Annotated in this window: 2 protein-coding genes; one reads left to right on the top strand and one right to left on the bottom strand. The window is 45.7% G+C overall.

The window, feature by feature from the left end:
- Positions 1–115 precede the first annotated feature (115 nt).
- Positions 116–15,943 (bottom strand): non-ribosomal peptide synthetase, encoded by a 15,828-nt coding sequence (locus tag PPA03S_RS00020; protein WP_062318729.1) that lies wholly within the window; start codon positions 15,941–15,943, stop codon positions 116–118.
- 221 nt (positions 15,944–16,164) lie between these two features.
- On the opposite strand from PPA03S_RS00020, the gene PPA03S_RS00015 reads away from it, so the two are divergent.
- Positions 16,165–17,400: a cytochrome P450 gene (locus PPA03S_RS00015; protein WP_062318728.1), complete on the top strand. Its 1,236-nt coding sequence runs from the start codon at positions 16,165–16,167 to the stop codon at positions 17,398–17,400.
- Positions 17,401–17,447 lie beyond the last annotated feature (47 nt).

Genomic DNA, 17,447 nt, shown 5'->3' with positions numbered 1-17,447 from the left:
AGACGTGGAATTCCGGGAGAAACTGCACCTCTACACCGCATCTAATGAAGGGGCTATCTGCGATGCAGTCTCTCACGGATCATTGACTCATTTATTGTACATAAAGAACGAACTGCTAAATCTCTTCTTCCACATATTCATTCACATCAGGGCCAGCTGTGCTACCGCCCAATATATGAGAGGCCTGTTGTTTAATCGTTGGATACTCAAAAAATTGACTGATTTTTAATTCCATTTGCAACTTTCGGTTAGTCAACTGAACTGCATGCATCACTTTCAGGGAATTCCCGCCGCATTCAAAGAAATGGTGGGTGGTGCCAATCGACTTCACATTCAGCACTTCTTCCCATATGTTTACTAGCTGTTCCTCCACATAATTGGAAGGCGCCTCATACGTTGTCTCTGATTTGACTGCGATCTCAGGGCGAGGCAACGCATGGCGGTCTATTTTCCCGTTTGGCGTAAGTGGGAGCTGCTCCAATACCATAAAATAGGAAGGGACCATATAGCCTGGCAAACGGGCTTCCATATAGGATTGCATATCCACCCGATTGACTTCCTTCAGGACGGTAAGGTAAGCACACAATGTATCCTGTCCACCCGAATCTTTGACAGCTACAACCGTGGCTTCACGGACATGCTCATGCGAAATCAGTACCTGTTCAATCTCCCCAAGCTCGATCCGATAACCTCTCAGCTTCACTTGATGATCCATTCGCTCCAGAAATTCAATCGTTCCGTCAGACAGGCGGCGCACCCGATCACCAGTACGGTACATTCGTCCATGGAGCTGATATGGATTGTTGACAAATTTGGCTTCGGTCAGCTCCTCATTGTTCAGATAACCGAGACTTAATCCATCACCTGATAGATAAAGCTCTCCAGGTACTCCATTTGGAACAAACTGTTGATTGTCATCCAGAATCCATGCAGATGTATTCGCAATGGGCTTGCCAATCGGAAGGCTTCCATCATTGTCACCTATGGCTTGTACAGGGTAACTTGTTGCAAACACCGTACTTTCCGTAGGACCATATACGTGAATCAGTTTATCTGCACCCATATGAGAAAGAGCTTTTCGGGCATGGGAGACCGAAGCCCGCTCCCCTCCAAATAGGAGTTTTCGAAGTCCCAGCAAACAATGAGGCGCTCGATCAACCAGCAGGTTGAACAAGGCAGTCGTCATGAAACAGACCGTAATTTTCTCCTCTGTCATCACTTTAGACAATTGGTTGATATCCAGTAGGGTCTCCTGTTCAATCATGATCAGCCTCGCGCCGTTTAACAGCGCTCCAAAGATGTCAAATATAGAGCCATCAAAGGCATAATTTGAAAGCTGCAATATCGAATCGGAGGCAGAGATCTGAATATAATTTGTATTTTTCACTACCCGAATGGCATTGGCATGGGAGATCATTACACCTTTTGGTTTCCCCGTAGAGCCCGAGGTGTAGATAATATAAGCCAGATCGTCTCCGGCCTTATCCTCGGATGCCAAGGTTGGTGCTGACTCCTTCATACCTATGCTCTCTAATCGGATGGTATCTTCAACATCCGTACGTACATTCATAACTTCAATGATGTCTGTGAAATCCTCCATCCATTGTTTTTCCGTAAGCAGCAAGGCGGCACCACTGTCATGCAGCATGTGCGCAATTCGCGCTCTTGGCCATTCCGGATCGATCGGTAAATAGGCTGCTCCGGCTTTGAGAATTCCTAGAATACTTATAATCATCTCGCAAGAGCGTTGTACCATCAGTCCCACGATGGATGAATTTTGAATGCCTTGCATGCGCAAACGTTCCGACATCTGATTTGATTTCTCCTGCAGCTCCAGGTAGGTGAACTGTTTTTCTTGCATTACGAGTGCAACTGCATTCGGAGTTCTCGCTGCCTGTTCGTCGAATAGCTGAGATAATGTCTTTTCTTTTGGAAATGGTGTCATCGGGCCATGGGATAACAACTCCATCTTATGGCGGGCCTGCTCGCCGATAAGAGCAATTTCTCTTACACGAATATTCTGGTTTGCACTAATTTGCTCCGCCACATAGAGAACATGATCACCCAGACCATTCATCAGCTCTGAATCCAGTACGTTACTGTTATAAGACCATTTAAGTCTGAATGTATCGTCCAGAACAGCAGTCACACTCAAATCATAGTGTGTGTGCTCATTGCCATAAACGCGCTCCAGCGTGATTCCTGTCCCTTGTTCCGCCGCAAGGCCCGCAGACTGTTCATTCCCAAAATTTTGGAACACCAGTACATGGTCAAGCAAATCGGCTTTTAATTCACTTTGATCCTGTATTTCTGCCAGGTGTACATAGCCATACTTTTGACCTTCCATCCCTTCCTGTTGAACCCTGCGGAGAGCATCGGCAAAAAGCTCTTCCGGTTCAAGCTTCACCCGGGTAGGAATGGTATTAATAAACAGCCCCACCATGTTCTCTATTCCTTCAACGTCAGCGTCTCGCCCGGAAATGACTGTGCCGTATATAACATCTTCTGTACCACTGTATCTGCACAAAACCATGCCCCATATCGCCTGAATCAACGCATTAAATGTAACCTGATTGTTCACAGCGAACTGTTTCAGCCGACTTGTGAGTTCACGCGGGAATTGAATGTCCTGCTCCCGCAACGTTGGCGCTGCTGTATCCAGGTTAGCCCCTGTTTTGGGCAAAGAGACTCGTTCATAGTAGCCCTGAAGATACTGTTTCCAATAAGCCAGTGCTTCCTCCTTGTTCTGTTGATCAAGCCAGTCGAGGTAGTCCCCCAGCGGCCTGGTTTCTTCCAACATTTCAGGCTGCCCAGTCTGCTGACTGGCATAAATCTCAAACATTTCACGAATCAGGATGTCCAGACACCAGCCGTCCAGCAAAATATGATGATGACTGATGACCAGTGTGAACGCATCCGCCCCTCTGGAGATCAGACAAAATCTGATTAATAACTCCCGGCTGAGATCAAACCCTCTTTCCTGATCATCAGTCATGAACTGCTCCATCCGCTGAAGCTGTTCATACTGGCTCTTACCGGTCCAATCCAGCATCAACCATTCAACCTGTTGCTGGTCAATAATAAGCTGGCGTGGTTGCTGCACAAATTGATATTCAAATATGGAACGAAGCCCTTCGTGGCGCTGTATCACCCGTCCAAAGCTGTATTTCAATATCTCCACATCAACGTTACCCTTTAAATCCACAAATACCTGCTCAAAATAGGCGTGTGATGTTTCTTGCTCCAGTGAATGGTACAACATGCCGGATTGCATAAGGGTCAACGGATAAATTTTGCTGATCACAAGTGGATCAACCCTATTTTGTATAGCCTCCAACTCCGCTATGGATACAGGGTGCTTCCCATAATCGGACGGGGTTCTCTCTGTGCCCTGCTTGTTCCGGCAGTGTTGAACGATTTGATGCAAGTTGTAAATGAACAACCGATTAAGCTGTTCAGCAACCTCAGCTTCATATGCTCCATCACTGTATGTCGTATGAACGGTGAACTTTCCATCCATTACAACTGCATTTATTTCAAAATCATGCGCTCTGATGAGCTTCCCACCCACCGTTTGTCCTACCGGGATATGAGACGAACTGAACAAGTTCCGTTCCAAACTGCTGTCCAGTTCACCCATATAATTGAACAAAATAGAAGCTTCCTTTTCATCTGCAAAACAATGCGGATCAGCCATATACTTGAGAATTCCGTATCCGATGCCTTTATTGGGGATAGCTCTCAGTGTTTCCTTGACTGTTTTAATTGCCTTAGGCAACTCCAGCTCTTGACACAGGTCAAATACTACCGGGTATACGGATGTAAACCATCCGACCGTTCTGCTGACATCCAGCTCGGTTCCAAGGGCTTGTCGGCCATGCCCCTCCAGCATGATTTTGAACTGGGGTTGACCGGTTATTTCGGTTACACTTAGCATAAGTGCAGTCAACAGAATGTCATTAATCTCCGTTTGGTAGGCTCTGTTTGTCTGTTGAAGAAGCCAGCCGGTTTGTTCACGATCAAGCTCAGATACAAGGGTAGCGCTATGACCATGGTCATGAACTGTATTCGTTGTTTGGCGCTGAGAATCCAGGAAAGGCGTATACACACTGGACACGTTTTTCCAGAACGTCTGCTCCTTTTGCAAAAGGTGATGTTTGGAATACGACTTTAATGCAGCAGCAAATTGCTGGTAAGAGACGGTTTTGGGTCCCACATTAAGCGGCTTTTGTTCAACCGCTTGCATGTATAACCACTCAAAATCTTCGAGCAAAATTCTCCAGGACACACCATCCATGACCAAATGATGAATGGTGATTAACAGGTGTTCGCCCTCATCGAGCCGGAAGAGCCGGAGTTTAACGAGCTGTCCCTCGTGAATCCGCATTTTCTTATGCAACAACGATGCCTGCTCTTCAATGAATGCCTCTGGTTGTGCTACACCTCTGACATCCACAACATCGAATTCAAACAGCCCGCTTCTATAGTTCCGGATGGTCTGAGTGATTTCTCCAGAGGAGTTGTAGCCATAAACCATTCTTAACCCGTCATGATGCTCCATCATTTTATCGAAACTAAGCCGAATGGCGTTCTGATCGAATCCTTCCTGCCTGAATAACATAAAAGCCTGATTGTAATGGTTGTGATCCGTATCGTTTCTTGCAAAAAAACGCTGCTGAATGGGCGTTAGGAAAACCTCGCCTGTCACCTCAGCATTCCCAGTAGTTAGGGTCTGGGACTGCTTAACATATGGACTAAGCTGCCGGATGGTCGGGTTGGCAAAGAGATCCTTCATCTCTACTTTTAAACCCAGTTTGGACAATCCTGAAATCGTCTGAAGCGCCTTGATCGAATCCCCACCCATGACAAAAAAGTTGTGATGAATCCCAATGCAATCCAGATTCAAGATGTTCTCCCATATCTGAACAAGCTTTTGCTCTTTGTCATTCCTTGGTGGTTCATACTTCGCGTCATCCAGTATGCGGTTGCCCGGTTCAGGAAGTCGAGAGCGATCGACTTTTCCGCTTACCGTTCTTGGCAAGTGATCCATTTTAACAAAATGAGCTGGTATCATATATGAAGGAACCTGTAACTCAAGTCTCTCACGAACGTCCATAATGGAGAGCCCCGGATCAGCAATTACAATATACGCACAGAGATAATCATTACCACTGTCATCCTGACCTGCGTTAACAAATGCCTCCTGAATTACCTCTAGGCGGGTTAACTGGTACTCCACTTCCCCCAGTTCAATTCGATAACCACGGATTTTGACCTGATCATCCTGTCTGCCAACAAATTCAATGGTTCCATCCGGCAGCCATTTGGCAGTATCGCCTGTACGATACATTTTCCGATCGTTGTCTACAGGCGAATCCACAAACTTCTCTGCTGTAAGGTCTGCTTGATTCAAGTAACCGCGTGCGACACCTTCACCAGAAATACACAGCTCACCAGGTACACCAACCGGCTGAGGACGATTGTAACGATCCATAATCAGAATGCTTGTATTTCGGATCGGTCTGCCGATCGGAATCGTTCCTGATCGCTCGCCTGTACCATACATGATTCTGTTCCAAGCCGCGTCCACCGTGCATTCCGTCGGTCCATATACGTTTGTAACGTTTGCTCTCATTCCAGGGAGCGTGGTATATACTTCATCGAGAAGGTCAAAGGTCAGCACGTCCCCACCGATAATCAGCTCTTGCAGTTCATATTGCTGTTTGCATCCGGCCGAGGCCAGGGTGAGCAATTTCAGATGAGCAGGCGTACCATCGGACACATGAATATGATGATGAGCATAATAATTCAGCAAAAGATCTGCTTCCCAGACTGTGCTCTTAGGCACGATATGCAGTGCATGTCCGAGCAGCAAAGCAGCAAAAATCTGCTTTACGGATGCATCAAAGATATATGGAGCAATCAATGCAATATTCAAAGGGGTCTCATAGTGCTGATATACCGCCTCCACCAATCCGTCCACCAGATTGTGAACATTGTAATGTTCAACAACGACTCCTTTGGGTCTGCCTGTAGAACCCGATGTATATATGACATAGGCCGCATCGCTGGAATGGTTGATCATGTCCGGTTCACGTACTGGTTCACGTACCCCTGAACGATCCAATGCATCCAATAAAATAACTGTACCTTCAAACGCAAGGTCATCCACCATGGAATGATCTGCTGTACATAATAAACGCGCACCACTGTCAGTCAGCATATAACGCTTGCGCTCAGTAGGAAGTTCAGGATCAATCGGCATGTAAGCCGCACCTGATTTGAGCACACCTACAATCGCAACGATCATATTTATGGAGCGCTCCACCATCACAGCTACAATGTGATTTGGTCCTGCTCCTTCCTTACGTAACTCGCAAGCCAGGACATTCGCCCTCTCATTCAACATGCCGTAGGTCAGCTGTTCATTCTCAAAAACTAAAGCGATGTTGTCCGGATTGCGTTCAACCTGCTCCATAAACATCTGGACCAGTGTTTTGTCCCGTTCATAGGCCTGTCTCGGCGGGTTGAACCCTGTCAGAACGGTTTTCTCTGGTTGCGTCAGAATATCCAATTGATCCAGTCGCACTTCTGGACCAGCAGCGACCTGTCTCAATATCTCGACAAAATGTTCAGCAAAGCGCTGAATACGCTCCGCTCGGAACACATCCGTGTTATATTCCAGTTCGAGATTCCAGCTCAGGTTGGTTTTGTTCATCCTGGCCGTCATATCAAATTTGGAACGTTGGATGCCATCTTCAAGCAATATGGCCTCCACATCGTTCATCTGAAGCTGTAGCCGATCTGTATTCTGAACAAGCATGACGTCAAACAATGGATTACGTGAAGGATCACGCTTCACATCAACCTGTTCAACCAAACGTTCAAATGGATATTCCTGATGCTCATAGGCCTGGAGTGTGTTCTCCTTCACCTGCTCCAGATATTGGCGGAAGGTATAATGGCCCCGTGGTGCATTTCTGAGAACAATCGTGTTGACAAACATGCCGATAACACGGTTGAGATCATCATGATTTCGGCCTGATACCGGCGTACCAATCAGGATATCTTCCTGTCCGGTATATCTGGAGAGCAGTGTTGTAAATGCAGAGACAAACAGCATATACATGGTGGCTCCCTGATCGTTGGCCAGCTGCTCCAGCGCAGCCGTCAATGTTTCGTCCAGATGCAAACGAATCTGATCACCATTAAACGACTTGGTCTTTGGCCGTGCAAAATCCAAAGGCAGGTCGAGAACCGGAACCTCTTCCTTCAGCACATCTGCCCAATATTTTTCATGCCGGATCGAGTCACTGCTTGATTGACGCTCATGTGCCCACAGTGAATAATCCTTGTACTGTACAGCTACAGGTGGCATTTTTTTGCCATTGTAGAGCTCGGCCAGTTCATGCAATAGAATTCCGATGGAAATTCCATCTGAAATCATATGATGCATGTCAAACAAAAGGATATGTTCGTCTGCTTTGGTTTGCACAAGTTCAGCCCGCATCAGCGGTGCCTGTTCCAATGAAAAAGGTTGTACCCACTCGGATAGAACAGGGGATTCCCCTTCTTCACGGAGGGAACTGTACTGAACTTCAAAATCTACACTTTGCATAATTTTTTGAGCAGGCTTACCCTGATTCATGACAAATGAAGTTCGAAGCGATTCATGTCTTGCAATCAGGCAGGAGAACGCCTCATTCAATTGTTTTTTATTTATGCTCCCCTTTAATTTCATGGCAAGAGGCATGTTATAGGCCGTACCCGTTGGATCCAGATTGCTCAAAATATAAATTCTTTGCTGCGCTGCTGATAAATGATACAAGGACTGCAATGGTGCATGGGGAATCGATGTATATTTGCTTTTTTTATGATCCAAAATATATTGGGCCATGCCACGGATTGTAGGTGTACGGAAAATTTGCACCAGCGGCATTTCTACCTGCATCTCCTTGTGTAATCTCGAGATTAGTATCGTTGCCAGCAGGGAGTGTCCGCCAATATCAAAGAACCGGTCATGGACACCCAAATTATCAACCTTTAAAATGTCCTGCCAAAGAGTTACCAGTGCAACTTCAACCGGATTCCTTGGTGGTTCATACGCGATGGTCGTCCGGTTGTCCGATGGTGTCGGAATCGGCAATGCTTTGCGGTTCACTTTACCGTTAGCTGTTAAAGGCAAGCGATCCATCGTCACGAAATGGGCAGGCACCATATACGAAGGCAAGCGCCGAGTCAATTCTTCTTTAATCTCATCGATAACTCCCACAGGATACCCCTCATGACAAACAACATAACCACAAAGAAACGTCGAGTCTGCCGGGTCCATATGCGCTACAACAGCCGCCTCTAACACCCTTGGGTCCTGCAGCAGCAGATGTTCAATTTCTCCAAGCTCAATTCGGAATCCCCGTATTTTCACCTGGTCGTCCATGCGACCCAAATATTCAATATTGCCATCCGGCAGCCAACGCACCCAATCTCCGGTTCTATACATTCGTTGTTCGGGATTAAACGGATGTTGGACAAACTTCTCTGCCGTTAACTGGGGCCTGTTCAAATACCCTTTTGCAAGTCCGGCTCCGCTTATGCACAATTCTCCCGGAACCCCTATGGGCGAAAGCTGGTCACTGCCACTCAAAATGAGAACGGTAGTATTCGGCAGTGGTTGACCTATAGGGATATTGGCATACATCCGATCTATGGTAAAACTTGTGGTGACGACTGTATTTTCAGTTGGACCGTAATTGTTTACAACCTCATAGTTCCGGGGTTCAAAATAATTCAGCTTGTCTCCCCCCGTCAGCAATGTTCGAAGGGAACGGTTCTCCTGCCGGATAAACTGCTCGCAAATCGCTGTAGGCAGGAACGCAATGCTAATCTGATGCTGATGGAAGTAGTCATTGATACGAACCACATCCAGTCTGATTTCATCCTGAATAAGATGTACGGAAGCCCCTGCCAACAGATATGGAAACAATTCCCATACAAAAGCATCAAAGCTCAAGCTTGCATAGCTGGCACTGCGATCAGCATCAGTGATCTGATACCGTTTATGGTGCCATGCACATAAATGAACAAGCGATTGGTGTGAAACCATCACTCCCTTCGGCTGACCTGTGGAACCCGATGTGTATATAACATAAGCCAGATTCCTGCTTTGCCCCCGTATTGGTTGCAAGGAAGAGGAGACCAGGAATTCATCCGTTTGTACAAGTTCAGTCTGCAAATCAATGAGATCGACAGAGCTTTCTTTTCCCTGAAGGACATGTTCAAACCGTTGCTTCGGTGTTAATACCCATTGGGTCTGACTGTCTTCAAGCATGTAATGGATACGTTCATTCGGATAGGCCGGGTCAATGGGCAAATATGCTCCGCCTGCTTTTAGAACCGCCAGCATGCCGATCACCGCATCGATTGAACGCTCTGCGAGGACCCCGACGATGTTGTTATCACGCACTCCTTTTTTCCGCAGTACTTCAGCAAGCTGTTCACTCCGATGGTTCAACTCGCGATAGGTTACATGTTTTTCGCCCATCACCAGAGCAACATGATCCGGTGTACGTCTCACTTGCTGTTCAAAGAGCTCATCCACAGTTTGATGCAACGGATACTCCATGGATGGTGGATTAAAGGTATGAATCAACTGATCTCTTTCTCCCGGAGACAGACTTTCAATCTCGCTAAGCGGTTGTTCCAGACCAGATATCATGTTTCCTACTAAGGCAATATAGTTGTCACTCATGCGCTGAATGGTTTCCTGACCAAACAAATCGGTGGAGTACTCAACGTTAAGCACGATTTCATTTTCAAACTCAAGGATGTTGAATGTCAGATCAAATTTTGCATTATCCAAATTGAACATGACAGGTGACACCTTCATACCCTCTTTTTCACGGGTAAACAGCGAAGCGTTCTCCAGCGAGAACATCGTGTCAAACAACGGATTACGATTGATCTCACGTTCTGCACCTATTTTTCGCACCAATTCATCAAATGCATACTCTGAATGTTCAAAGGCTGCTACGGTTGTTTGTTTGATTTGCTCAATTAACTGTCTGACAGTATCCGATTCGTTCATCTGGTTTCGCAATGCAATGGTGTTCACGAATACTCCAAACATATGTTGTAACGGCTCATGCAGACGGCCAGAGGCAGCCGCACCCACAACCAGGTCTTTCTCGTGGGTATATCGGTGCAATAAAAGGAAATAGGCACTAAGCATCACCATGTACAACGTTGATCCGGTGTCCTTGGCAAGCTGCCTGATGTCGCGGGTCAGGCTTTCACCCAAGTGACTATAAATGTTGTTTCCTTCATACGTATTAATCTCAGGTCGTTTAAAGTCGTAAGGAAGCTCAAGCGTTGGCGGGGGACTACTATAGACATCCAGCCAGTACGCCTCCTGTTTCGCCATCTCATCCGAATGCCTGTACTGTTCCTGCCATGCCGTATAATCCAGATAATGCACGTCAACGTCTGGCAGAATCGAGCCACTGTACAGCTCCAGCAATTCGTTCATCAATATGCCTTGAGACGTACCGTCAGCCACAATATGGTGAAAATTTATAATGAACAAATGACGCCCATGGCCAATTCTCACCAGTTTTGCCCTCATTAAAGGAGGCTGGCGAAGGTCAAAAGCTTGAGTGGACTGTTTGCACAGGCTGCTTGTCAAACGAACGAGTTCATGGTCATCTGTATCGAGCTCTCCCAGATCATCATAATCAAGTGTAAAGGCTACGTTTGTATGGACCGTCTGGACAAGCTCATCCTCTATCACTTCAAATCCGGTTCTCAGTATTTCATGCCTTTCAATAAAGGTTTGAAGCGCTCTTTCAAGCCGTATGAAGTGTACTTCTCCTTCCATAAAGAGCGCCATGGGAATGTGGTAGGCTCCCCTGTTGTTTTCAAGCAGCGAGAGGGTATACATGCTTTTCTGCGCAGCAGAAGCCCTATATCGGTCACGGCGACTTAATTTCTCAATGATCACAGCAGGTTTCACATGTGCTTTTGTAGCCAAATACTGTTCCAGGCTGTATATCGTATCATTTCGGAACATTTCACCAATCGGAACTTCAACATGAAGCCGCTTCTTCACTTCAGCCACAATCGCCATAATTTTCAGCGAATCTCCGCCCAGATCAAAACAGCTTACATTCATGCCAATCTGCTTCAAGCCAAATACATCTCTCCAGATCTGAAGCAGCTGTTCCTGAATGGAATTGACAGGCTCTGTATCCACCTCAGCCTGTTCACGAACAGTGAGTTGATGCTGTCTTGCCACTTGCTCCAGTACCGCTTTATTGACCTTGCCATTGGCAGTAAGCGGAACTTCATCTACATTCAGAAACATGGACGGAACCATGTAATTTGGCAATTTACTTTGCAAAAGAACTTTCAGTGGCAGTGTGTCCACATTCTGATCTGCAACAACAAAGGCAAAGAGGCTCTTGACTCCGTTCTCGTCAGCAACATCAATAACAGCCGCCTTTTGCACGTCATCAGCTTGCAGAAGAACATTCTCAATTTCACCAAGTTCTACCCGATAACCTTTGATTTTGACCTGGCTATCTTTTCTGCCCAGAAACTCCACATACCCTTCGGATCGAAGGACACCAAAATCTCCTGTCCTGTAGATGTACCCCAACTGTGGATGGATGATGAAAGACTGTCTCGTTTTTTCCTCGTCATGCAGATAACCGCTTGCTACACCACTTCCACCAATGTACAACTCTCCCTCAACATCTATAGGGCAGGGTTGAAGTTGTCTGTTCAGCACATGAATCTGTTGATTGGCTAGTGGTCTGCCATAAGGGATGCTTTTCCATTGCTCAGACACTGCCGTGATTGGATAATAAATGGACCAAATCGATGCTTCAGTCGCTCCTCCCAAACTGACCACCTCAGATTCAGGAAATACATCTACTATTTTCTGAGGAAGCCGCAGGGATATCCAGTCACCACTAAGCAATACCAGGCGAAGTTCATTGTTCTTCTCTCCCGCTGAATACAGATCAACACACATGTCCATAAGAGCAGGAACCGAATTCCAAATGGTGATTTTTTCTTGTTCCATCACGTTCTTGAGCTGAAACATGTCACGCTGATCATCAATAAGAACCAGACAAGCCCCACAGCTGACTGCGCCGAAGATATCATAGACGGACAAGTCAAAACATAATGAAGATATGCCCATCATTCGATCACTGGAGGTTACGTTAAACCGTTCATTCATATCCAGGATCGTATTGGCTGCTGCACCATGCTTGATCTGCACACCCTTGGGCTTACCTGTGCTGCCAGAAGTGAAAATTACATAAGCCATATCATCATTCGTCACTCCGCTGTTTATGAATTCCGCAGAGTAGGTTTCTAACGATTCCGTCTCGTATAGCTCCGGCATGATGAAAAATTTACAGTTGGCCTTTTCGCGAATATATTGCTTGCGTTCCTCCGGATAGTCCGGATCAAGCGGAATATACGCTGCTCCCGCTTTGAGCACACCGAATATATTCACAATGGTGTCAATGCATCTCTTGCCATACACACCAATATAATCGCCCCGCTGTACTCCGTGATCGATCAAATACTTGGCAATCTGATTCGATCTGCGTTCCAACTCTATGTAACAAATGGAACGTTCATGATGCTGAATCGCCACCCGATCTCCGAATCTGATCGCTGTTACAGTTAACAGATCATGCAGAGGCTTCAGAGCCAACGGCTTGCTCGTATCGTTATACTGATCGATGAGCTGCCTGCTCGCTTGACTTAACTCAAGCTCGGTAACTTGTGTTGAAGAGATCACTTGGTTCAGTAGGTTCAGATACTGCTGAAACATGGATTCAATCACTTCTTTTTCAAACAATTGATCCACAAAGTCCCATGTGATATACAAGCCGCCATTGATTTCATAGACCTGATTATCAATATAAACCTGTGAGGTTCTTGTACTGAAATACTTGATCTGGTCGAAGTTAAACAAAGCGTCAAATGAATCTTCCACATTCTCATTTAAGACACTCGTAAATACAATTGGCATGACCGCTCTTTTGTGCATATCATGTTTTTTGCCCAATTGTCTTATAAAATCAACGCCATCATAATGTCTGTGATCCAGTGCATCCAGCAATGAATGTTGCACCGACTCTGTAAAGGTCCAGAACGAATTCATCGAATTCCGTGTATCAATATCCAGCAACATTAGTGTTGTAAAGTCTCCCGCCATCCTCTTCACATCTTCATGAAACGGAATCCGGTTAAATACGGTCAGGTTAACCCCAAATCTCTCCTGGTTCGACCAGTGTGCAAGTACATAAGCATAGGCTGCGCACAAAATGGAGGTTGGCGTAACGTTATGCAGCCTTGCCTGCTGTTTGAGCTTGTTCCAATGTTCACCCGTTATAAAATTCGAGAACTTGCTGAATTGGGGCACGTTTATGTCTGCGGGATCACATTTGAGCGGCAAAGCCGGAGAACCAGGGAAGTCTTCCAGCTTGTCCATCCAGTACTGTTGATCCTTGAAATAACGTGCAGACTGTTTGAAACGTGTCATGGCCTGTACATAGTCCCTAAAATTATATTGAAGCTCCGGCAGCTCCTGATCCCCGTTTGCATAGAGCCATTTGAATTCCTTGATGAGCAGCTTCAAGCTGCTGTCATCACATATGAGCGGGTCCAGGTTCAGATAAAAATAATATTGACGCTCTGACATCCGATAAGCTTTCATTTCAAATAAGGGCCACTCGCTTGGAGTAATAACTTTTGCCATCATTCGTTGTCTCTCTGCTTCCATTCGCGAGCTACGATATGCTGTATCCCGTTCTGACACGTCTATCACTTCTACCGTGTATAACGGTGGTTTTTTTAATATTTGCTGTGTCCCGTTCTCATACACAACTGTTCGTAAAATGGGATGCCTGTTGATCAATTTCTGCAAGGTTGCATTAACCAAATCCATATCGGCCTCTGCCTCGAATTCGACCGTAAAATTGGTTGCAGCTCCACCCATCTCAAACGCAGGGTCACGTCCAATCAAATAAGCCAACTGAATACCCGTGAGACCGAATGGTTCGAGCATATTGGCAGGATCACCTTGATCCGTGAAGTAAGCCTCCGTGTTATCCTCATCGTTATTTTCTAAAAATTTCGCTATATTTTGTATCGTTCCAAGACGGAAAAGCTGGTTTAATGGCAGACTTGCATTTAAATCCTCATTAATCCGTGCAATCACTTCAATGGCATTAAGCGAATGACCGCCCAGATGCGCAAAACTGTCATGTATACTCAACTGCTCGATCTGTAGTACTTCTTTCCAAATCAAGGACAGACGCTGTTCCAACTCCGTTGTCGGAGCAACGTATACCCTGCCTGAATGGATACTTTGATCTGGCTCGGGTAATTCACTCTTGTTAATCTTGCCATTCGCAGTCAGTGGAAGCTGCTCCAACTTGACATAATAGCTTGGTACCATGTACTCCGGTATTCTTTGCTCCAGGAAAAGACGCAGCTCCTCAATCGAGGTTTCCTCGGTCAACACCATGTATGCACACAGATAGGAATGGCCCGCATCGTTTGTTCGCATCATGACAAATGCCTCTGCTACCGCGTCATGCCTAGATAAATGGGTCTCTATTTCCCCAAGCTCGATCCGAAAGCCACGAAGCTTCACCTGCTGATCCATTCGATCCAAAAATTCAAGGGTATGCTCAGGCGTCCAGCGAACCAAATCACCCGTGCGGTACATCCGCTCTGAAGTAAGGAAAGGATGAGATACGAATTTTTGTTCCGTGAGCTCCTCGTTATTCAAATAACCGAGTGCCAGTCCATCACCGGATATGCATAATTCCCCGGCTGTTCCGACAGGGACGGGATGATCATGCTGATCCAGCACCAGAACGGAGGTATTGGCGATAGGTCTACCTATCGGTATTGTAAGCGCTTCCCCATCAATTCCGTTTACAGCATAATACGTCGCAAAAACCGTACTTTCCGTAGGTCCATAAACGTGAATAAGCTTGTTTTCCCCCATATATTCAAACGCTTTTTTTACATGTGTCAGTGAAACTCTTTCTCCACCAAAAAGCACTTTGCGAACCGATTTCAAACAGGTAATCTCACGTTCCACGATGGCATTAAAAAAAGCAGTTGTGATGAACATAACGGTTATCCCGTTTTTTTCAATAGACTGGGCAAGGCCTGACATGTTAAGTGCCTCTTCCTTCTGAAGGATGACTAATCTGGCTCCATTCAGCAGGGCTCCAAATATTTCAAATACCGAAGCATCAAACGAATAATTGGACATCTGAAGCATACAGTCCTGCTCCGTAATTGTGATGTAATTGGTATCACGTACAACACGGATAGCAGCCCGATGAGAGATCACCACACCTTTGGGCAAACCCGTTGACCCCGATGTATAGATAATGTAAGCCGGATCTTCCGCCTGGTTAAGGTCCGTCAGTGCATCCGACGAAAAGTCCTGATAATCCTTAATCCTGGGGTGAATAATTTCCAGGCCGGTGCATTCTTTGTAGTTGCTCCCAATCTGAGATGTCAGCAGCATACATGCTCCACTGTCCTTGAGCATATAAGTCACTCGTTCCTCAGGTGTTTCAGAATCAATTGGTAAATAAGAAGCCCCTGATTTGAGAACGGCTATTAAAGCAATTATCATTTCAGGGGATCTCTCTAGCATAATACCAATTATTTTGTTGCGGTCTGCCCCCTTCTGACGAAGAAATGCGGCCATTTGGTTAGAATACTGATCTACTTCCTTGTACGTATATTGAATGGTATCTGAGGTTACCGCAATCGCATCGCGATGCAAGCGGGCCTGCTCTTGAAATAACTGATGAATGGTATAATTGCGGGGATAGTTCGTCCTGTTCTCGTTCACTGTCGGATTCTCTCTGATATTGGAATGTCCAGTAATCATAACGATATCCTTCCTTTGCAAGCAGAATACAGCTATTATATTATCCTGAAATTTCCATGTCAATCTATTTACTTATTTGTGTTTTTAAGTAAAATAAAAGTAAAATTTGGTGAATATTCAGAGGGTTACTCGACAGATTCTAGTATACATGCTACTCTAATTTTGTATAATTTCCTTTATTTCTCAAAACGAGTGTGATAAAAGGAGGAAACCACTTGTCAATGCCTGTCATTGATGTCAACGATCCAACCACGTTTTATAATGAAAACTTCTTTGGTAATCCGTATGACGTGTATCGACAGCTGATTCAGCAAGGCGAAATTCACAAAGTGAATCTGTATGGAGGATTATGGTACATCGGTGGGTATGAGACCGTAAACAAGTACATTGCAGATCCACGCATTTCCCATAACACGGCACAACAATATTGGGCAGTCCAGTTTTCGGAACAACAGCTTTATGGGATTCTGGAGTTCATTCGTCTGTTCTCAATGTGGATGTCCCTCCAGGATGGCACTTCTCACCTCAGATATCGCAAAATGCTAACCCAGGCCTTCTCCGTGTCTATCAAAAATCTCGCTCCTTACATTATGGATTTGATCGACGACTCTCTTGATGAACTGGAAGGAAAAGAAGAAGTGGATCTGATTAAGGATTATGCTTACCCGCTTCCGACCAAAGTCATTATGAAACTGCTGGGCCTGCCTGAGGAACAGTATGAGCGTGTGGCCGAATGTGCAGATAGCCTTGTTCACTTGTTCGGTTCCATGACGGTTACATATGAGGATGTCACGCGTGCACAAAATCTTTTGGTTCTGTTAACTGCCTATTTGACCGATGTGATTGAAGAACGAAGAATACATCCTCAGGAAGATTTTATTACTTATCTTATAGAAGCAACTGATGATGATGGTGTGCACCTGACCATTGAAGAAATTCATGCGCAGTGTGCCATGCTTCTCTTCGCCGGACATGAGACCACACGTAATCTGATTGGGAATGGTATGCTCACACTGATGAAACACCCGGAACAACTTCAGAAATTAAAAGACACTCCGGGTCTGATCAAAAGCACCATTCAGGAAGTCCTTCGTTATGAAAGCCCTGCACAGATTACTGTAAGAACCGCTCTTGAGGACATCGAAATCCTGGATCAGCAGATTAAAAAAGGCGAATTGATCATGTTCTGCTTTGGGTCAGCCAATCATGATCCGCGAAAATTTACCGATCCCCATCGGTTTGATATTGAACGCAATGAAGCGCGGAATCTGGCCTTTGGTGTAGGAATTCATTCTTGCATCGGAGCCCAATTGGCAATGATGGAAACAGAAATTGCCATGAGCCGTCTGATCGCGAGATATCCGAATATGGAATGGATTCAGGATGAGCCCGAATGGCTTCCCAATGTAGGCTTTCGCGGTCTTCAGCGGTTGCTTGTCCGCTTGAACAATCGATGAACTTGGTATAATATCCAAAAAGCGCCGCTCCATATGGAGCGGCGCTT

The sequence above is a fragment of the Paenibacillus pabuli NBRC 13638 genome (assembly GCF_001514495.1).
In the GTDB taxonomy this organism is placed as follows: domain Bacteria; phylum Bacillota; class Bacilli; order Paenibacillales; family Paenibacillaceae; genus Paenibacillus; species Paenibacillus pabuli.
The sequence above is the reverse complement of the archived record's forward strand: the minus strand, read 5'-3'. Positions and strand labels throughout refer to the sequence as shown.

Coding starts and splice junctions, on each gene's coding strand:
- PPA03S_RS00020 (WP_062318729.1), bottom strand. CDS start 15,943: ATGATTACTGGACATTCCAATATCAGAGAGAATCCGACAGTGAACGAG.
- PPA03S_RS00015 (WP_062318728.1), top strand. CDS start 16,165: ATGCCTGTCATTGATGTCAACGATCCAACCACGTTTTATAATGAAAAC.